The sequence below is a fragment of the Bacillus sp. M6-12 genome (assembly GCF_002860285.1).
In the GTDB taxonomy this organism is placed as follows: Bacteria; Bacillota; Bacilli; order Bacillales; family DSM-1321; genus Peribacillus.
Genome location: NZ_PGVF01000014.1, coordinates 432918 through 452956, shown reverse-complemented (window position 1 = coordinate 452956; position 20039 = coordinate 432918). Strand labels below are relative to the sequence as shown.

Genomic DNA, 20039 nt, shown 5'->3' with positions numbered 1-20039 from the left:
GTCAAGTCCGCTCGACTTGCATGTATTAGGCACGCCGCCAGCGTTCGTCCTGAGCCAGGATCAAACTCTCCGATAGAATTTGACTTGCTCACTTGCACATAGATGTGCCGGCATCGACGTTGCCACAGGACGTGACGTTCTTAGTCGATGTTCCTTTGCATCCTTTAAAGTGTGTGCTCACTATTACTTAAAACGTTGGCGCTTTGTTTTGTTCAGTTTTCAAAGAGCAATTTCACATCACTGTTTCAGCGACATTTACTATCTTACCATAATAAGATACGGATGTCAACTTCCACGAATGAAGTTTTTTTATAACATTTCAAAATATATATGATATGTCTCATCGACATGATTTATATTAACAAAAATAAAAACGGTTGTCAACTTCTGCGAACTAAATTTCGATGAAACAATCCTGCCCTATGTTTTATAATTGATTTATTATGAAGTGTACAAAACAGTTCGGTACGTAATTCATAAGTAACCAATATAGATTTATTCTCTCTACCCACACTTAAAAAAAGAATAAGCAGCAGTTAGTACAAGCTACCAGAATAAGGGGTGTCAGCGAGTCTTAACGAAACAACTTCATTAATTATTTAATTTGTTTTTGCCGAACAATCTGTGCGGTGCCCTTTTCTTTGGAAAAAGACCGTTCCAGCCTGCCCATATGTGTTTGAAGGCTAAATTCACCGGTCTTTTTCTCTTAATTATTTAATTATTTAATTATTTAAGGCTTCCATTTTGGCAATGATATCTGGATTTTTCGGAAAAACACCCGTTTCTTGCTTACTGTATATTTTTTCACCGTTAATGATAACTTCAAATACACCACCGGAAGATGGGATCATTTCCAGTTTAGTAATACTTCCTCTAAAATGGCTGAACAATTCTTCTGCGAGACCCGCAGCTTTAGGGGAAAAGTTTCACATCATGCAAAATTCTACTCTAACATCGTAAGTCATTAAATAACCTCCCACTAAGTTTTCACTAGCATTGTATGTAAATTTTAAAGCCAAAGCAAATTAATTGCCTGTAATAGCATGTACATAGTTAAATGAACTATACTAACAATGGAGGTGACTAAAGCTTATGAAAGAAAATGAAGATATCCGCCTAACCGCTCTTTCCTCAAAGGCTGGTTGAGGCTGCAAAATTGGTCCAGAGGACCTGGCGCAAGTTTTGCGTCATTTACCAAAGTATGATCCAGTACCTGAATTGCTTGTAGGTCACGATACTTCCGATGACGCGGGGGTATATAAACTTACCGATTCCATAGCATTGATTCAGACAGTCGACTATTTCACTCCTATTGTGGATGATCCATATATGTTTGGCCAAATCGCTGCCGCCAATGCATTAAGCGACGTATATGCTATGGGCGGAGAACCAAAAACCGCGTTAAATATCGTTGGATATCCGATTAAAAAACTAGGCGGTGAAATACTTGCAGAAATCCTGAAGGGTGCTGCTGATAAAGTAAATGAAGCAGGTGCCGTAACGGTCGGAGGCCATAGCATTGATGATCAGGAGCCGAAATTTGGGCTGTCAGTTACAGGGATCGTCCATCCGGAAAAGTTCTGGAAAAATGTCGGTGCTAAGCCCGGCGACGTGCTGGTATTAACGAAACCTATAGGTGTTGGAATTATTACAACAGGAATTAAACGAAATGCCGCAACAGCTGAACAGGAAAAAGCAGTTACGGAAACAATGGCAATGTTAAATAAAACTGCAGCAGAACATTTAACAAGGTTTAATCCCACTGCAGTAACTGATGTAACCGGTTTTGGTTTACTCGGTCATGCAAGTGAAATGGCAAGAGGCAGCGAGGTTAGCATCGAAATAAGCAGTATGGATGTACCGATGCTGGACGGCACAAGGGAGCTGGCTGCGAGTGGAGTTGTGCCAGGCGGGACTAAATCCAATCACTCTTGGCTGGCAGGAGATGTAGCGTATCCTGAAGCTATGCCAGTTGAGGAACAGCTAATCTTATGCGACGCGATTACTGCCGGAGGGCTGTTAATATCAATGCCGCCTGACGAAGCCGCTCAATATGTAACTAATATGAAGAAAGCAGGAATTGAGTCAACCGCTATAATAGGAAGCGTGACAGAAAAAAACACAAAACTTATTTACGTTCGATAACACAATAAAAGGAACCAAGCTCAATGCCTGGTTCCTTTTAATATATTTCTAAAGAACTTTCTTTACCCATCTGCGCCTGTTGTCTTCCCGAACCGTGATTTTTTCTCGGTCTAGAAGTTCTAGGAATGGAATCATATACTTTCTCGATAACCCGAGTACTTCTTTTGCATCTCCAACTTCAAATGTATCACCTGTATGCTCCTTCAGCTTATTGACAGCTTTATTAAATACGGAAGTAGCAAGGTGGAATTTTTCGTCTAATGCCATAATTTGTTTTGTATTCAAGAGAAAATAGCGTAATTCTAATGCAATATTTGATGGGATCCCTGCTTCTGCCAGATAATTCTCAAGATACTCGACAGATAAACCCGCTTTTTCAATCGCTTCCAGCATTCCTTCCACACGCTTGCTCCAGCTTTTCGGAACATGCGGCTGGAACTCGGCTTTTGAGATGATCGAACCTTTCCGATCCCATATCCCCTGTTCTACCCCGGTTTCCAAAACATATTCAATCAATTGCGAAGGCAGACTCTTCTGCAAGGACTGAACAATTTCGGCTTTGTTGATCCCAGGTCTCATTGGGCTCTTTTTATGAAACACCATTAGCTGGTCGAATATATCCTCGATTACGGCCGTAATTACTGATTTGTGCGTATAATGTTCAGGATAATAACAAATGAATGACTCCATTTGGAGAACACTAACAAGTTCCTCATTTGACAGTGATGTTCTTGTTAGGAGGTCTGCAGCAGTTAACCCTTTTGCTGCCTGGAGCGCGGCGAGTACGCGTTCATCCGGTTTTCCTTCCCTCTTCTTTACCAATTCCTGAATAGTTTTATCTCCAAATCGATACTTCTCGCCTTTCGGGTCAATTACCCAGCCTCCTCCAATTGTTTCCTGAGGACTGGGCCGACGCAAAATGAAACGGTCACCACGTTTAATCACGATTTCTTCTTCGAGACGGAGCTGGCACAAAATTTCTCCTGATTCCTCAGTTATTTCATTTCTATCAAAGAATACAATCCGTCCCATAACTTCTGAAGTTCCAATATGGCATTTTATTGGCATTCTTTGTTTCACTAAGTGCTCAAGGTCGCCAACCATTTGCAAGGAAACATCCATGCAATTTGATACGATAAAATGCTTAGAAGACACAAGCACATTCCCGCGTTCCAGCTCTTCCTTTGCTGTCCCGGAAAGGTTAATGGCCACACGCTGTCCAGCGAATGCGGTTTTTGCCGGGCTATGATGAACCTGCAGCTGCCTTGCCCGCACTTCGATATTTTGCGGCAGCACCAATATAGTCTGATCTTCATTTACCCTGCCCTCATATACGGTTCCCCGCACTACAGTTCCCTGGCCTTTAACCGTAAACACCTGATCAATGGGAAGCCTGAAGGGCCCGGTGCTGTCACGGGGTTCCAGCTGCGCAAGCTCGTTTAGTATCGTTGCCCTTAGCTGATCAATCCCTTTGCGAGAAATGCTGTCGACCATTACAACAGGGGAGTTTTTGAAAATGCTGTTCTCAAGCTCGAGTAAAATTTCTTCACGTACGAGGTCAAGAAAGTCATTTTCCACTCTGTCAGCCTTACTGATAGCCACGATTCCTCTTCGAACTCCGAGAAAATGGAGAATTTCAAGGTGCTCCTTCGTTTGTGGCATAACGCCTTCATCTGCCGCCACAACAAGCACCACCAAATCTATGCCTGCCACACCTGCGATCATTTGCCGGATAAAGCGCTCATGGCCAGGTACATCGACGACCGACACATGCATATGGTCATCCTCAAAAAGAGGTGCGAAACCAAGCTCGATCGAAATCTGTCTTTCCTTTTCTTCTTTTAAACGATCCGTATCCACGTTTGTTAATGCCTTTGTCAGCGTTGTTTTCCCGTGGTCGATATGGCCGGCCATACCAATGGTAAAATACTTTTTCATTGTGACACCCTTCTAGTTCTAAATTCGTTTAAGGGCATTATATCATAGCTATTTTGCAATCAATGCACCAATTGCTCCGCAAAATTCACCACTTTCAGGAATAAGCGGTTCACATCCAAACAATTTGGTGCCTTGCTCCAACATACCCTCCAACGGTGTATTACCAGCCAATGCCCCTCCAAAATAAACAATGGAAGAGGTCCCTTTTGTTTGCGCAGCCTGGATGGCCAGCAGCATATTCGTTTCTGCTATTAATCCAGTTAGGGAAGCTGCAATATTTTCACGTGTATGGTGGGTCCCAGGCATTACTTTGCCAAAATTGCTTGCTGTCAGGCAGCCGGGAACAGGTGGTTCCAACGGGGCATAAATATCCTTCACCTGAAGGTCAACTGCGCTCCTTTCCCCGTTTTTCGCAAGCTTTATCAACTCATTATAATCACCTGTTTCAAGTAAAAGAGCGGCAAGGCCGAGTAAGGTCCCCCCGCCCGCACCTGTGCCAATCAGCCTTTCACTTTTGCCATCTTTAATAAAATGAAGGGAAGATCCGGTTCCGATGTTAACTGCAATAAATCCTTTTTCCCGAACGGATTGTTCATTTTCCAGCAAGTATAACGCCCCTTCGGTAAATGCCTCAAATTCTGTTAACTCGGAAATCCGCCCTGACAATTTTCCTTTTATTCCTATGCTTCTGCCGCCGGTAAGACGGATATTTGCATCGGGAGCGAGAAATGAAAGCCAGCCCAAAAGTGAATCCATGTCCTGATAACTGTATTTTTTTAGATGAAGATCCCCTCTGTCAAAATAAGCAAGTTTAATCAGCGAACCACCTGCATCCAGCCCAATTACTTTTTGCGCTTCCATATGCCCAGCTCCCGTCTAATAGAGATTAATTATTACATAAACAGAAAATCAGTTGTGCTACCTTTTTGAGATGCGCTGACCTCCAAGCGGGCGTCGATTCTTTCCTTCAGCTCCGGAACATGCGAGATGATGCCTACCAAACGTCCGCTGCTTTGAATATCCATCAGCGTTTCAATTGCATTATCTAAAGATTCAGGATCAAGAGTTCCAAACCCTTCATCAATAAACATCGTTTCAAGCGAAACACCACCGGCATACTGCTGAACTACGTCTGCAAGTCCAAGTGCAAGTGCAAGTGCCGCTTTAAAGCTTTCCCCGCCTGATAACGTTTTAACATGCCGTTCCTGACCAGTATATTGATCAAAAACCGTTAGTTCTAACCCGCTCTGAATATTGCGGCGGGTCGGATCGATTTTCCTGAGCAATTGATAACGCCCGCCTGTCATCTTAATCAGCCTCATATTGGCCTCTTTTAATATATCATCCAAAAACGCAGCCAATACATAGCGCTCAAATGTAATTCTGAATGGGTTCTGGCCTTTTGTAATTTCATAAAGATGCCCGACTACTGCATATTTTTCGTCAATTTCCTTTTGGGATGCAGTGATTTCTTCAATCTTCTTGAGGATCATTTCATTTCTTTGTTTGCCCATTCTCCATTCCTGCTGGAAAATTCTCAGCTTTTCAAGCTCTGCAGAAACAGAGTTTAATATCCTTTGCAGTTCGGCCAAATCCGGTTTTGCTACATCTTTCAATTTAAATTCTATATCATGAAGCAACCCTGTAATGGCATGAAATTTTTGACCGTACGCTTCTATTGCCTTTTCGTAGCTGTCTATCTGTTCCTCAGTGCGCTTGGCTGTCTCATATGCGTTATACGTATCAAACCCTTGGGCCAACATGTCTTCTTTAAAACGGCTGCGTTCCTGTTCCAGCTCCGCCTGCATTTTATTATAATTTTCCATTACTGAAGACTTTTGTGCAGAAAAAGCAGATTCGGTTTCCCTTGCCTGCTGCAGCTTCGCCGAAGCATTTTCAAGTGCATCCTGCAGGTCTTTTTGCCGGGCCCGGGCTGCTCCCAGTGCGCTTTCCCACCTTTTTGGTGTCCGCATATCCTCTGGGACAGTATCCATTAGACTGCTTAATTTTGCGTTAAGCTCCAAGTAGCTGGTTTTTAATGACTCTTCCTTTGTCCCAAGCTCCTCAATCAGCCTTTTCTTTTCTTCCCGCTGCAGTTTGAGATTGTTATATTCTGTTTCAATCCGGGAAAGTGAATCTTTTTTTAGCTTTAACTGCTTTAACTCCTGTTCAAGTTCTTGCTTTTCCTGCTTGTATTTAACCGCAAAGAGGGTAATGTCTGAGACATGGAAATCTGGAATTGTTTCTTGTATTTCCGAGATTTTTTCTTCTGCACTGACGTTTAGTGAAGTCCAGCTTGACTTTACTTGATAATACTCTGACTCTGCCTTGCTTCGCGCTTGTTCAGCTTTTGCTACATTAGCTTTTTGAACTTTCATTTCTTCTTCAGAAGGCGAAGCAGCAGACATTTCAGCCGGGTTCGGGTGATGGGCTGAACCGCACACAGGACATGCATCACCACTTATTAGCGTGGCTGCGAGCACCCCTGCATGAGAAGAACGCAAGCTAAGTTCAAGCCTATCATACAGCTGTTTTTCACTTTCCAGATTGCTTGTTAGCTCACTGAATGCTTGTTCTTTTGCACCAAGAATGGTTTCTGCCTTGGCAAGGTCCTTCATAATATCTGACAGCCTCGAAAACTGCTGAAGAAATGATGTTGCTTTTTCCCATTTCCTTTGCACTTCTGAAAATAATAGGGCCGCCTTTTCACAATCACTCTTTTTTTGCTGCAGTCTTTCTTCTGCTTCAGCAAGTTCACGGAATTCTCCTTCTGCATTTTGTTTGTCAGAAGCAGCGTTTTTCCACATGGATTGCTGAACCCCGGTTTCGGTATGTACTGCCGAAAAAACCAGAACCTTTTCTTTTAGCTGCTGCAGGCGATGAACCTCTCCGGCAGCCTGGTCGCGTTCGGAAGATCTTTGCTGCTCTTTTTCATATATATTCTGAAGCTCTTTCTTAATTTCGTCCCACTTACCCGCTTCCATTGTAAGCCTTTCTAACTCCGACTTTAGCTGGGACACCTGAGAGTGAATTCTTTTACAATACTGTTCCTGTTTTTCCAAATTGGCTGCCTTTTGTGCTAGGCGGATAGAGTTTTTTAATTCTTCAATCTCTGCCTTTTTGGCTTCAAGCTGCATTTTTTCGGCATGAAGTTTATCCCTCTCAGTCATCCTTGCCAAAATGTCTTCAGCTTTGTGAATTTCCTGCAGAGCTTGGCTTCTCTCGGCTTCCTTGGCTTGCAGAATTGTTTCCATTTCATTGAGCTTTATCTCAGCCTTTTCAATTTCAGAAACAAGTAATGGAAGTACAATATGTTCATTTGGTTCATCCTTTTGTACTTCTTCACTGAGCTCCGATTCTTCGGCGGTATAAATATCCTTCAATAAACCAACACGCGCAAGCCGGCTTTTTTCCGCCATTACTTTTAGTTCGGCAGCTTCTTCCTTAAGTTTTTCTTCTACACGTTTATATAGCTCCGTATGAAACAGTTTTTGCAGGATTTGTTCTTTATCCTTGCTCTCGGATGTAAGCAGCTTTCGGAATTCTCCTTGGGGAATCATTAAAATCTGGCGGAATTGGTTTGCATCCAGCTGCATGATAGTTTTGATTTTTTCTTCCACTTCACGTACATTCGCACCAAGCAGTTTTTTTTCGCCATTCGTTTCTATTTCATAAAGTTCGGCTTTTGCTGTTACAGTTGTAACGCCATTTCCCGATTTTTTCTTCTTCTCCTGCTGCGGTGCGCGTGTAATTACATACGATTTTCCGCGTAGCATAAATTCCAGAGTAACTTCGGTTGTCAGGCTGTCTTCCGCAAACTGGCTGCGCAGCTCTTGTCCGCTCCTGTCTTCACCGCTCGCTTTCCCGTAAATTGCAAAAGAAATCCCATCAAAAATAGTCGTCTTTCCAGCGCCCGTTTTCCCGGAAATTACAAACATTGTTCTGCTGCCAAGAAGGGTAAAATCGATATGCTCTTTTCCTGCATATGGCCCGAATGCCTGCATAGTCAACTTCAATGGTTTCATTTCAGCGCCTCCTCCCTTTTCACTCTCTCGATTACAGAGGCAATCGCGTGGCGTTTCGTCTCATCAAACAGGCGTTCAGTCATTTCACTGTAAAACGTTTCAAACAGGTCCAGCTCGGTTTTCTTAGCGTCCTTTACAGTCTGGAAGCTTTGTTTTCGCTTACTGTCCACGGCTTCCCACTTTCGTTCCAAATGCAGGACATTCGGATAAACCATTCGGAGCTTGTTCATCGGATCGATGATTGACCCTTCATCATGCAGGGTAATTTTCAGATAGTCTTCCGTTCTTTGAGATTGATAGAAAGCAGGATCAAGCAGCTCTTCCATCATGCCTTCAACCTCACGCATATCCTGCTTTGGAACAAGGGATCGATAATTGGTTTCAAAACTGCCATCTGGCTTCATATTAACGATTGAAATGGATTTCTTTTGTTTCGCTTCCGAAAAGGAATATTTCATTAAAGAACCTGAATAGCTGGCTTTATCGTGCTTTAATGCATCCGGACTATGCAAATGTCCCAGCGCCGTATAATCAAAAGCATCAAACAGCTCACAAGCGACACATCCTGAACCGCCGACGGATAAAATCCGTTCTGAATCAGTTGTTTTGCCGCCAAGAACAAATGCATGTCCCACGAAAACGTTCGGCTCATTCGGATTAAGAATGTCTTCTATTCTTCCAACAATCGCCTTCATCGCGTCATCATGGGTAGTGATTGAATCATCATCCAGCATAGACCTGACTACTCCAGGCTCAGCAAAAGGTACCAGGTAAAAATTGACGCCATTTAACCGTACGGGCTCAAATTTTTGGGGAAGCTTTCCCTGAATGTGAAGATTGCTGTGACGATACCAGGAAGAACCAAAAGAAAGCCGTTCTGCGCTATCATGATTTCCTGAAATGGCAACAATCGGCGTCTTCATGTCTACATTAATGGTATACAGCACCTCATCCAGCAGTTCAACAGCCTCAGTCGGAGGCACAGAACGGTCATATAAGTCCCCTGCAATAACAACTGCATCCGGCCTCTCTTCGTCAACTACCTCTATAAATTGCTGCAACACATGCCTTTGGTCGCCTGTCATATGTACACCATGGACAATTTTCCCCAAATGCCAATCAGCCGTATGTATGAATTTCATATTTCCACTCCATCCGTATTCATCTATGGTTTGATTATAGCAAAAAATAAAACTTAAAAACGAAAAACGAAACAAATGTTCTTTTTTACCTTTAGTACATAATTTATATAGATTGTGAGAAAATTAACCATACGTATAAATGCAAAAAAGACAAAACATTATGTTTTGTCCCAGTTGCTAAAATAAATGTTTATATGGCTGTAAATCCACTTTTCTTTCCGAAAGCTTTTTTCGCAAAAATTTGTGGTCGCGCTTCGGAGTTGCAAGAATATACCCACGGATAATGTGGTCTTCCGTTATGTGCGAAGCTTTTTCCTTTACGGCAATCTCTCCAATTTTACCTGCAATTTTTTGTCTGGCCACATCCCTGAACAATTCAGGAACCGGGCTGACTAAATCTTCCAGCAAGACCTTCTCATCAGGAGACCACAATTCGCGTGTCTGTTCGACAAAATGCTCTTCCCAATCCATGTCTGACTTTCCATCTTCTTTCGGCATTCTTTTTAGAAATTTTCGGAACATGAAAAAGCCGCCAATCGCAAAAGATCCAACCAAAACTACTATCCAAAACAGGATAAACCATAAAAACCAGCCTTCAAGCTGCTGCACCCTGTTCACCCCTACAATCAATTAATCTAGTATGTATCATTTATTATAGCCACGAGCCATATATAATTACAAGAAAAACTGTGCTGAGACAGAAACGACTTCAGGTTACTTCAAATCATAAAACAGCTATCCATGTTGATATTTGTCGAAAAAGTATATATAATAAGTAAGGTCTTTTCAACACGGGGTCGGAAGGGTAGCTGGTGCGCTCCACAGTCTTCAAAACTGCTTGAGAGGCGCGTGTCGTCTCTGGTGGGTTCGATTCCCACACGGTCCCGCCAACAATGTTTATTTATTTCTGCTATACATGTTGAATTAGTACAAGTACTAAATTGTCTGTTTGTCATAATTGAAGAACAGATATAGACTTTTTACGAACCGTGAAGCACCGCCTCTCTTAGCCCACTATATAAATTATAGGAGGGTTATTTTTATGCAAAAAAGCCATTTAGAAAAATGAAAAAAGCAATATTTTAAAATAATTTCTATCCACTTAAGGAATTATTTTTCATAAGTGTGACTAAGCTTGATCTTCGGGTATGATATAATCAACAAACATTTTATGAAGAAATGAGGCACACAGCTTGTTAACATTTGAAGAAAAGTTGGCGATTATTCAATCCTTCCCTGAATTGCAGCGGAGGGACGTATCACTTGGACGTGTGAATTTTCATTATGATGAAAGCATGCATGAGAAAAAGATAGTTATTCAGCACCTTCATCCAAACGGCAATGGTTTTGTGTTTGCGGGGCATTTGCCGGAAAGTCAGACTAATGAAAAGGGCTATGTAAATATTCGGGAATTTACCGAGGACAAGCTGCGAAAAATGATAAAGGACAGTATCCGGTATCTATCAATTGATCCTTATGAAGAGGTGGCTGGGCAAGAAGCTGAAGCCGAAGTAAAGGAAACCGTCTGGCTGAATTCTGACCAGCAACAGCTTAGTCTCATCCAAGAAGATCTTTTGTGGAATGTGTATTCCGGTCTTAATCTGGAGGAGAGCTTTGGATCAGAAACAGAAGCAAAACGCTATTTAGAAGAAGAAGGCTTCAAGCAGAAACCCTTTCTCAATTAATCTTTTTTCTCTAGATACTCCTGCAAGGTCGCAGTTATGAAAAAACAAAAAAAAGATCAACGATTAATATAAATTGAAAAATAACTATAAAAGACGGTCGCGGAACATAAATTAAACTCCGCACTTTAGACTGAGATCAATTTATGCTCCGTCATTTTTATATTTATCAAATTTGAATTCAATGGCCCAATCTGTATTTTGCCGGGAGCCCTTTTATTGTCCTTATAAAACTTATACCGATTCAAAAAGCCTTTAACCTCTCAATTCCTATTTCATTCCTGTCTCACTGGAAGAAAAAGAGTAAATTGAATTAAAAAATTTTATACTCTATTGAGGTAAGAAAATGAAGATGTACAAATTAATTAAAGACTATAAAGATTTTTACAAAAAAGGAACTAAATTTTTTGTTATTTCTTATTCCGAATTCATTGGAGTAAAAGAGTTTGTTCTACAATCTGAAGAATTAAAGGGAAAGATAATAGTCACTGAAGAAGAACTGAAAAAACATTTTTTGTCTTTGAATTAAAAAAACTCATTCTTAAAAATTATAAGAGTGTTAATATGGGCTGATCGGTTTTTAGGATTCATTAATAATTCTTGCTGTTCATCTTTAACTGTTTTTTTAATTTTCCCCTAAAATATAAACTGCCTCAACTCCATATAAGATATAGTGGACCTCGTAACCTGATAGTAGCGGGAGAGCTGAGCTTAGGACAAAATTCACATTGTTTGCAGACTTCCAAATCCCAAGTCGGGCCGATGGTTTTCAAGGTTCTTTCTCCTCCTGTTGCACACTTATACAGATTTGCATACTTTTAGAACCAAATAAGCATAAAAATAAGACAAGCGCGTTCCTATCTTAATTGTCAGCACAAAAACTATTTTTATTCTTCCATTCCATAGTTAGGAAGGATTATAGAAAGATATCACGAATCAATATAAACAATATCTCTACAGGGGATGAGCTGCCAATGATTAATTATCGTGATTTTGTTCCCAGACAAAATGGTTTTGTTTTTAAATTCATAAAGAAAGACAATCAATTTATTCATACATATATTGAGGGTGATTTACTTAGGAAATTAGGAATGACCCCTTCTATGGTAATTGGGAAAACTGTTTTTGATTTTGTCCCGCGAGATCAGGCACTTCAAAAGGAAAGATTTTATGAAAAATCCTGGAATGGGGAAACTGTTAATTATGAAGGTTACATTGGAGATACATACTATCTCGCTAATTTGTTTCCAATCAAAATTAATTCAGAAGTAGTAGAAGTGAATGGAACAGCCATCGATATTACAGCGGAAAAGAATAATGAAAAAAGGATTCGAGAAATGGAAAAATTGTCTGTTGTCGGTGAATTAGCTGCCGGAATTGCCCATGAAATTCGTAATCCATTAACTTCTTTAACAGGCTTCACAAAAATTATCAAAGAACAAGTCACTGATCCTTCGCTACATGAGTATCTTCTCATAATGGAGGACGAACTTGATCGAATTAATCAAATCGTTAATGAATTTATGTTTATCGCTAAGCCTAAAGAAACAATGGAAATAAAGGAAACCAATATCAACGCTTTAGTCCGGAATGTAATCAAATTTATGGAACCTCAGACTAACTTGAAAAGCATCATGGTAAATTTATTTTTCTCCGATAAAATTACAGCCTTTTGTGATCCAAATCAGATTAAACAGGTTTTAATAAATATCTTACAAAATGCGATAGAGGCCACATCTGAATCACTAAGCATTGATATTTCACTCACAAAGATGGATGAAAGCCAATTTAAAATAGAAATACGAGATCGAGGCTGCGGTATTTCAGAAGAAAGGCAAAAAAAATTATTTGAACCATTTTATACGACTAAGGAAAAAGGAACAGGTTTAGGCCTTATGGTTTGCAAGCGTATTATCGAGATTCATCAAGGAACCATCGAAGTTAATAGTCATCAGGAAATTGGTACCATTTTTGAAATTGTCTTACCCCTCAAAACAAAGACAGGGAAACAATTGCTTGAATCTTAAAAGTAAAGTAAAGGGCATCTGTTTATAAAACAGTTTGCCCTTTTTTTGCTGCTGCTTCATTGTTGTAACTTTTTTTCTTGGTTCTCCGTCAAATGTTGGGGTGATGACTGTTTGTCGTCACCCTTATCCGATGTGAATCCCAATTCCTTTATACTGATGTGAGAGTAATATTTTAGCCCTAAAGCGTTCAAAACTTCTAAAGCCGAAGGCATTCCGTTTGAGGACTTTCGTTGAATTGTTAATTCCCTCTAAAAACCCATTAGAATAGCCATAAACAAAGCTATTGAGAATTTCTGTCTGCCAGTTTTAAAAGGTCTTTATCGCAGATCCCATTTCTGGAATGCCTGCTGCCTCCACCAATTTATAAAATGTTTTAAGTTCCTCTTTTACCAATCCGATTTGTTGAGACCCCATTTCCTTAGCCCTTGAAAACCATTCCCGATAGGCTTCTTTTAGTCCGTACGCTGTTTTCAGTTCCTCCGACATCCCCAGATACCGGTCTAGATGCCAGCATTCATCATTCGTTAGCTGATTCTGTTCCTTATGAAATACATACTTCATCCGTTTGCACTTCTTGCGATCATAGGAATGAAATTCCTTTTGTACCCGTCTTCTTACACCATCCAGCGCCCAGTATACATACCTACAAAAGTGAAAGCGATCCGCCACGATGACCGGTCGACCCAGTGCACTCTGAACAGCTGCTTTAAATGCCTGACTCATGTCCATAATGACCACCTGAACCTGGTTGCCGTGCTTCTGCAGGTATTGTTTAATAGTATTCTTATAGCGATTAGGAAGAATATCCAACGGTTTTTTGGTGATCCCATCGGCAATGATTAACTGGTATTTACCCTCCCGGGTGTCCCCCTTATATTCATCTATGGCAATAACGGATGGGAGCTGTTCCACGGATCGGATCTCCTGATGGGCCACCCGGTCAAAACGGCGGACAATAGTGGTGGCAGATGTACCATAGTTTTCAGCGGTCTCCTTAAAGGTTTTTCCTTTAATGGCTCGTATCACAATCGCCTGATTCCATTCCACGGAAGTACGCTGATACCGCTGAACGATTGGGTTCTTTTCTGAAAATCGCTTTCCACAATCACAGGCATAGCGACGTCGTTTATAAAATATCTGAGTCTTTCTCTCAAACCATTTCAAGTGATGGATCTTTTGAAGGCGGTAATCATGAACACGGGTGGTTCTGGACTGGCAGCTTGGACACCGGTGCACTTTCCGTTTCATTTCTACAAAAAGCCGGACCACTTCACCAACTTGTTCCACTTTAGTCAGGACTGCCTCTTTTAAACCAGGAATATTCATGGTAAAATTCATTTGCACGCAACTCCATTCTTAACTTGTTTCTCGTCAATTCAAGTATATAAGAAATGGAAGTTTGCGTGTTTTTTTATGCAAACGGAAATGTGTGTAAACCCCAACAAATATTATAGAGCCTTTTTCTTTACCCTAAATAGAAAACCCTGTCCGCTATCGGTCAGGGCAAACTGGATGCCAGCTAGGCTGCCGCTACAACCTTTCCTTTAGGCGCGACATACAACCTGCTGTATAGATTTTTTTCGTATGCTATATTAACTTGATCCTTGACTAGAATCGAATTTCTTTATTTGTTTAAATTAATATTACCACAAGGAACAGATGTTCGCAACACCTTTTTTTCCATTTCTTATCCAAATAATTATGTAATTAAAAAAGATGAGGTTTCCCCCATCTTTTTAGTCGCTTTCTATTACATTTTCAAAAAGCTTTCCTTGATTGTCCGGACAATGAATGTAAAGTCCTCATCGGTTATGCTTAGCGGCGGTGCCAGGGAAAGGATGTTATTATATCCTGCAACAGTATCGCCGTTCTTTCCTATTATCAGTCCTTTTTCCTTGCAAAGGGCAATCATCTTGTTTACTTTTTCAATTTCAAGAGGTTCTTTTGTCTGCTTATTTTTTACTAATTCGATCCCTACAAGAAGTCCTTTTCCGCGAACATCTCCTACTAGTGGATGATTTTTTAATTCCTGAAACTCATCCAAAAGCGCTTCTCCCAGTATTCTCGAGCGTTCGATGAGATTTTCATTTTCATATATTTCCATGTTTTTCAAAGCAAGCGCACAAGCTGCTGGGTTACCGCCAAAGGTATTAACATGCCGGAAACGGTCATACGTATCTTCTCCTGCGTATGCATTATAAATTTCCCGTTTAACCGCTGTGGCCGATAATGGAAGGTATGCGCTAGTGATGCCTTTTGCCATTGTAATAATATCAGGTTTAACACCATAGTTCATAAATCCAAATGGTTTTCCTGTTCTTCCAAATCCACAGATAACTTCATCACAAATCAGCAAGGCACCATGGCTTTCACAGATTTCCTTAACTCGCGCCATGTAGCCTTGAGGCGGCATAATAATTCCTCCGCCTGTAATGATTGGTTCCATGATGACACCTGCGATTGTATCACTGATCTCCCAGGTCATCACTCGGTCGATTTCTTCAGCTGATGCGAGTGTTGCTGAATCGTCCGGATTCCGGTAAATATCCGGAGGGGCTACATGTAGAAATCCTTGGCCAAGAGGCTCATATTTATATTTTCTTTGAGCCTGGCCTGTTGCGGCCAGTGCTCCCATTGTATTTCCATGATAAGCCCGGTATCTTGAAATAAATTTATAGCGGTTATGTCCCCCGGTTTGCTGGTGGTATTGACGGGCGATTTTGAAGGCCGCTTCATTTGCTTCTGAACCGCTGTTTGAAAAGAAAATAACATATTCTTCGCCAAGCCATTCGTTTAATTTTTCCGCAAGCCTGATGGCAGGAATGTGGCTTTGGGTTAATGGTACATATGCGAGTTCCTGCAGCTGTTTATAGGCTGCATCTGCAAGTTCCTGTCTGCCATAACCAACATTTACACACCACAAACCGGACATGCCATCAAGGTATCGATTACCGTCATTGTCTGTTATCCAGGCACCTTGACCTTTTGTAAAAACCGTATTTGCCTGCCCGGGTCCAGATCCTTTCATGGAGTGCCAGAGAAATTTTTCATCTGCTTCCTGTAAGGCATGCGTTTTTTCGAGGTTTTGCATGACATCATCTCCATTTTTTAAGATTTAGGGGATTAATACCTGGCAGTAAGCATCTTTTTGCGGGTATAGAACTCTACTCCGTCCTTTCCATTTGCGTGCAGGTCGCCGTAAAAAGATTTTTTATAACCTGAGAATGGGAAAAAGGCCATTGGAGCAGGGACTCCTAAATTCACTCCCAGCATGCCTGCATCCATCTCATCACGGAATTTCCGAATTGCTTTTGCACTATCAGTATAAAGACATGCGCCGTTTGCAAATTCTGATTGATTGGCAAGTTCAATAGCCTCATCCAATGTCTCCACCCGGACGACAGATAAAACAGGCGCAAAAATTTCATCGCTCCAAATTTTCATGCCAGTCTTAACACCGTCAAAAATAGTTGGCCCAATAAAATAGCCTTCTCCCTCAACCTGGTCATTCCGTCCATCCCTGATCAGCGTTGCTCCCTGTTCCTCTCCAGACTCTATATATTTCAGCGTTCTATCTTTATGTGATTCCCGGATGACTGGGCCAAGGAAAACCCCTTTATCGAGGCCATTTCCGATAGTAATCTCATCTGCAGCCTGCTTTAGACTGTTTACAAGCTGATCCGCTATATCTCCTACAGCCACCACAACGGAAGCAGCCATACAGCGTTCGCCGGCAGAACCAAAAGCAGCCATTGTAATATTGCGTACTGCATTTTCCAAATCTGCATCCGGAAGAACGATCGAATGGTTCTTGGCCCCTGCTAGTGCTTGAACACGCTTTCCGTTTGCAGCAGCTGTTTTATAAATATATTCGGCTACAGGCTGTGAGCCGACAAAAGAAATAGCCTTTACATCATTATGTTCCAGCAATCCATTTACTACATCATGTGCACCATGAACAACATTTAACACCCCATCCGGTAATCCCGCCTCTTTCATTAGTTCAGCCAAACGATTCGCCAAAAGCGGTGTTCTTTCAGACGGTTTCAATACAAACGTATTGCCGCAGGCTATCGCAATAGGGAACATCCAGCATGGAACCATCATCGGGAAATTAAATGGAGTGATTCCCCCGATTACACCAATCGGATAACGATACATTCCTGATTCAATTCCTGATGCAATATCCGGAAGCTGATACCCTTGCATCAGAGTAGGAGTTCCCGAAGCAAATTCTACACATTCTATGCCGCGCAGCACTTCCCCATATGCTTCTTCATAGCTTTTCCCGTTCTCTTTAGTAACCAGCGTAGCCAACTCTTCCCAATTTTCTGTTAATAGCTGCTGGTATCTGAATAAAATTCGGGCTCTCTGAGGGACGGCAACCTTTTTCCATGACTTGAACGCTTCCCTCGCTACATTTACGGCATGTTCCAAATCCTCACGTGTTGAAAGCGGAACTCTCGCAAGCAATTCACCTGTTGCCGGGTTCGGGACATCTTCAAATTTAGCACTTGCAGACTCCACCAAAATACCGCCTACAAAATTCTTTAAAACTTCAACTGCTGGTTTGGTAACAGACATATACCCATCCTCCATCTACTTTCAAAGTTATGTAACTAATATTGTCCTCATTATATATGTCTTGGGGAGTGAGTTTCATTAGACATTTTGTCTACAGTTAGTTAAAAAATTTCTACAGATTGTAAGAAAAGCAGAGAACTAGAATATATGACAAGATTAACTATTTGTTATTCCCTTTCCGCCATTGTTTCCACCAAAAGCACGGCAATCTGAAGGTGAAATATTTCTTAGAATATTGGGAATTCAACTTTCAAAAAAACTTTTACTGGATGGAGTTTGATTATGACTTTGAAATAGGTTTAGAAAACGGAGACCCGTACCACTTAATCTTGTTAATACGGGTCTGGACAGAGATGGTTTGACAATGCTCATTCTATTAGACTGCTTATATTTCATACTGCATCAAATTTTCCTTTTCCGTGCTCAATAAATAATCATGTGCCAATAGCATAAATTCGATTGCCAAACGCCTTTCAGATTTCATGAAATCATTGCCTAAGAGTTTTTCCAGCTTCTCAAGCCGGTGATACAAAGTTTGGCGGACGATAAAGAGTTTTTTAGACGTTTCCTGTTTAGAGCCATTACATTTTAAATAGGTTTTTAAGGTCACCATTAGTTCACCGTTAAATTGTTTATCATGCAATATTACAGGTTCCAAATATTCCTTTACCGTTTCCTCCAGATTGCTATGCTCTTTAATCAAAGATAGTATCCGGTGCATATGAAGATCCTGATAGAAATAACTTTTATTTTCATCCGTTAATTTATCCTGCAATAATAGTGCCTCTTTCGCTGTTTTATAGCTCTTATAAATGTCACCAAGATTGAACACTAATTTTCCTACACCAAAGGCGACACCCGACATTCTCTTTTTGGCAATCCTTTCAGAACAATTTATTCGCTCAAAAGCATCTGACATTCTCTCTTTCCAGCTTTCCGGGGAACGTTTGTCTCCTAAAATAAAAATGAGATGCTGCTGAATTTCTGTTGAAAACACTTGAAAACCAGCCTGTTCAAATACTGTCCGGAACAATAGTTTAAAATATGTACTATCAACTGCAGCATTCTTCCTGACCGCAGGCGGAAGCTTGCATATACATACCGTTGCACCATGCAGTTTCATGCGTGGATGGCTGAACGAGAGCTGACTGCGGATTGCTTCATCGCTATGTTCACCTTCCAGCCAACTCCTGATCCATGTGCTCTCATCAGCTTTCTTTTTCTCTTCAACATATAAATCCCGCAAAAAATGCTGGGCAAGTGCCGTAGCGGTACGATCTAAAATGATTAGGTCAAATTCGTTTAATTCCCTTTTATCCGAATAGATGCCCAGCTCCGCATAAGCTTCACCAAGGATTTGAATCGATTGCTTTCCTATGGAAGGGTCCGGGACCGCTTCTAATCCCCTCACCTTTGTAGCAATGTGCTTTAACGCGCTTCCCCGTAATTGTGGAAAGGCCATATACTCTTGATTGTTAAATAGAATCAATACAGGCACATCTAAATAACTTTGCATGAATTTCAAAATGTGTTCGTAGTGATCGACTTCTAGCAGCATCTTGTTGAGTTCTTGAGAGTAGCTTTCAATGTTGGAAATTAGCAGATATTGTTTATTGATAATGATGGTATGCAGATCGTGGGTAATTTCGACAAAGGGTACTTCCTGGCGGAAAAGTATGATTGGGAAATGATACTGGTTTGCTAATTCAATTACTTCTAGCGGAATATCTGTGATATGGGTCCCTATTTCAATGCAAAGACCGGATGCATGGCTTTTAATTAATTGCTCTATGAAGGGCAGCAGAAGCGTCTCGTCATTCCTCCAGCCTAAGCCAGTGGTCAAAATGAGCTCGTTTCCGTTTAAAAGGTGGGTGATTTGCATGGATTCAACTACATGAACCCATTTTACCATCCTGTTTTTTCCCTCTCCCCCAGCCAGCAATTCACTTGCATCGAAATATTTTCGTCTTAAGATTTCTTCTATTGTCATAAATGAATTCATTTATCCAACTCCTTATCTCAGACTAAGTAGTTTTATTATATAAAAAAATTGGGAAAGGCTGTAATTTTTTCTTACATCAAAAAAAGACAAGATTCTCACCCTGTCTTTTCAGACTGTAGACAAACTCGATGAAAAACGAGCTTGCCTACAGTTTTTTAACTGTCCCGTTAATGGGGTTTGTTGATTTCCGTTCCAGGCGCTTCGCTTTCCGCGGGGCGGGCGGTGAGCCTCCTCGTCGCATACTCCGCGGGGTCTCACCTGTCCCGCTGCTCCCGCAGGACGTTGAATAAGCATCCTCGAATAAACAACCGCACGAAAGAAATGCGAATGCATTTTCGAGGATCTCGCGCCTTCCACTCCAATCAACTGGCTTTCAAACGTTACTTTAGAACGTTCCTAAAATCCATTTTAAAATGGATACATAAAATGAATGACTTAATATGAAGAAGATGGCCAACTGGGCTATGGTGAGGTTCAGAAATGGCCTAATAATT

General features: G+C 41.1%; 12 protein-coding genes, 1 tRNA gene, 1 rRNA gene and 2 pseudogenes. 5 read left to right on the top strand and 11 right to left on the bottom strand.

Going from position 1 to position 20039, the window contains the following annotated elements; translation table 11 throughout:
* Positions 1 to 76, bottom strand: a 16S ribosomal RNA gene (locus CVD28_RS17300); the annotation flags it as partial.
* 646 nt (positions 77 to 722) lie between these two features.
* A pseudogene (locus tag CVD28_RS29330) lies at positions 723 to 914 on the bottom strand (Rdx family protein); the annotation flags it as partial.
* 178 nt (positions 915 to 1092) lie between these two features.
* Here CVD28_RS29330 and selD point away from each other — a divergent pair.
* Positions 1093 to 2145 carry a selenide, water dikinase SelD gene (gene selD, locus CVD28_RS17290; protein WP_101594172.1) on the top strand — a complete coding sequence of 351 codons (1053 nt, stop codon included), beginning with the start codon at positions 1093 to 1095 and terminating at the stop codon, positions 2143 to 2145.
* A gap of 48 nt (positions 2146 to 2193) precedes the next feature.
* On the opposite strand, the gene selB is transcribed toward selD, so the two are convergent.
* The 5 genes from selB to CVD28_RS17265 form a co-directional block, all read right to left on the bottom strand.
* Complete coding sequence (gene selB / locus CVD28_RS17285; RefSeq protein ID WP_101594169.1) at positions 2194 to 4083, bottom strand: selenocysteine-specific translation elongation factor; 1890 nt, start codon at positions 4081 to 4083, stop codon at positions 2194 to 2196.
* Between the two features lie 48 nt (positions 4084 to 4131).
* Positions 4132 to 4944 (bottom strand): type II pantothenate kinase, encoded by an 813-nt coding sequence (gene coaW / locus CVD28_RS17280; protein ID WP_101594167.1) that lies wholly within the window; start codon positions 4942 to 4944, stop codon positions 4132 to 4134.
* A gap of 32 nt (positions 4945 to 4976) precedes the next feature.
* Positions 4977 to 8108: an SbcC/MukB-like Walker B domain-containing protein gene (locus tag CVD28_RS17275; RefSeq protein ID WP_101594164.1), complete on the bottom strand. Its 3132-nt coding sequence runs from the start codon at positions 8106 to 8108 to the stop codon at positions 4977 to 4979.
* Complete coding sequence (locus tag CVD28_RS17270) at positions 8105 to 9250, bottom strand: exonuclease SbcCD subunit D (protein WP_101594161.1); 1146 nt, start codon at positions 9248 to 9250, stop codon at positions 8105 to 8107. Before CVD28_RS17270 ends, CVD28_RS17275 begins: the two co-directional genes overlap by 4 nt.
* A 177-nt stretch (positions 9251 to 9427) precedes the next feature.
* Positions 9428 to 9859 carry a DUF2621 domain-containing protein gene (locus CVD28_RS17265; RefSeq protein WP_101594159.1) on the bottom strand — a complete coding sequence of 144 codons (432 nt, stop codon included), beginning with the start codon at positions 9857 to 9859 and terminating at the stop codon, positions 9428 to 9430.
* A gap of 184 nt (positions 9860 to 10043) precedes the next feature.
* Here CVD28_RS17265 and CVD28_RS28185 point away from each other — a divergent pair.
* The 4 genes from CVD28_RS28185 (at position 10044) to CVD28_RS17250 (ending at position 12959) form a co-directional block, all read left to right on the top strand.
* Positions 10044 to 10140, top strand: a tRNA-Sec gene (locus CVD28_RS28185).
* A gap of 303 nt (positions 10141 to 10443) precedes the next feature.
* A complete protein-coding gene (locus CVD28_RS17260; RefSeq protein WP_101594157.1) occupies positions 10444 to 10935 on the top strand; it encodes a hypothetical protein in 492 nt (163 codons plus the stop codon).
* A gap of 343 nt (positions 10936 to 11278) precedes the next feature.
* Positions 11279 to 11461, top strand: coding sequence for a hypothetical protein (locus CVD28_RS17255; RefSeq protein ID WP_101594154.1), 183 nt, complete (start codon positions 11279 to 11281; stop codon positions 11459 to 11461).
* Between the two features lie 445 nt (positions 11462 to 11906).
* The gene (locus CVD28_RS17250) at positions 11907 to 12959 is read left to right on the top strand and encodes an ATP-binding protein (protein WP_101594152.1); all 1053 of its coding nucleotides are present in this window, start codon (positions 11907 to 11909) and stop codon (positions 12957 to 12959) included.
* Positions 12960 to 13082: 123 nt separating this feature from the next.
* Here the strand turns inward: CVD28_RS17250 and CVD28_RS17245 are convergent.
* The 4 genes and pseudogenes from CVD28_RS17245 to CVD28_RS17230 all read right to left on the bottom strand — a co-directional run bounded on the left by CVD28_RS17245 (position 13083) and on the right by CVD28_RS17230 (position 19545).
* Positions 13083 to 14297 (bottom strand): annotated as a pseudogene (locus CVD28_RS17245) (ISL3 family transposase).
* 412 nt (positions 14298 to 14709) lie between these two features.
* Complete coding sequence (locus CVD28_RS17240) at positions 14710 to 16050, bottom strand: aspartate aminotransferase family protein (protein ID WP_101594149.1); 1341 nt, start codon at positions 16048 to 16050, stop codon at positions 14710 to 14712.
* Between the two features lie 32 nt (positions 16051 to 16082).
* Positions 16083 to 17543 (bottom strand): CoA-acylating methylmalonate-semialdehyde dehydrogenase, encoded by a 1461-nt coding sequence (locus CVD28_RS17235; RefSeq protein ID WP_101594146.1) that lies wholly within the window; start codon positions 17541 to 17543, stop codon positions 16083 to 16085.
* A 385-nt stretch (positions 17544 to 17928) separates the two neighbouring features.
* Positions 17929 to 19545 (bottom strand): PucR family transcriptional regulator, encoded by a 1617-nt coding sequence (locus tag CVD28_RS17230; RefSeq protein WP_101594144.1) that lies wholly within the window; start codon positions 19543 to 19545, stop codon positions 17929 to 17931.
* Between the last annotated feature and the right edge of the window lie 494 nt (positions 19546 to 20039).

Bases quoted from the DNA above. Each gene is read 5' to 3' on its own strand.
- CVD28_RS17275 (WP_101594164.1), bottom strand. From the start codon at position 8,108: ATGAAACCATTGAAGTTGACTATGCAGGCATTCGGGCCATATGCAGGA.
- selB (WP_101594169.1), bottom strand. From the start codon at position 4,083: ATGAAAAAGTATTTTACCATTGGTATGGCCGGCCATATCGACCACGGG.
- CVD28_RS17270 (WP_101594161.1), bottom strand. From the start codon at position 9,250: ATGAAATTCATACATACGGCTGATTGGCATTTGGGGAAAATTGTCCAT.
- CVD28_RS17240 (WP_101594149.1), bottom strand. From the start codon at position 16,050: ATGCAAAACCTCGAAAAAACGCATGCCTTACAGGAAGCAGATGAAAAA.
- CVD28_RS17230 (WP_101594144.1), bottom strand. From the start codon at position 19,545: ATGAATTCATTTATGACAATAGAAGAAATCTTAAGACGAAAATATTTC.
- coaW (WP_101594167.1), bottom strand. From the start codon at position 4,944: ATGGAAGCGCAAAAAGTAATTGGGCTGGATGCAGGTGGTTCGCTGATT.
- CVD28_RS17255 (WP_101594154.1), top strand. From the start codon at position 11,279: ATGAAGATGTACAAATTAATTAAAGACTATAAAGATTTTTACAAAAAA.
- CVD28_RS17250 (WP_101594152.1), top strand. From the start codon at position 11,907: ATGATTAATTATCGTGATTTTGTTCCCAGACAAAATGGTTTTGTTTTT.
- CVD28_RS17235 (WP_101594146.1), bottom strand. From the start codon at position 17,543: ATGTCTGTTACCAAACCAGCAGTTGAAGTTTTAAAGAATTTTGTAGGC.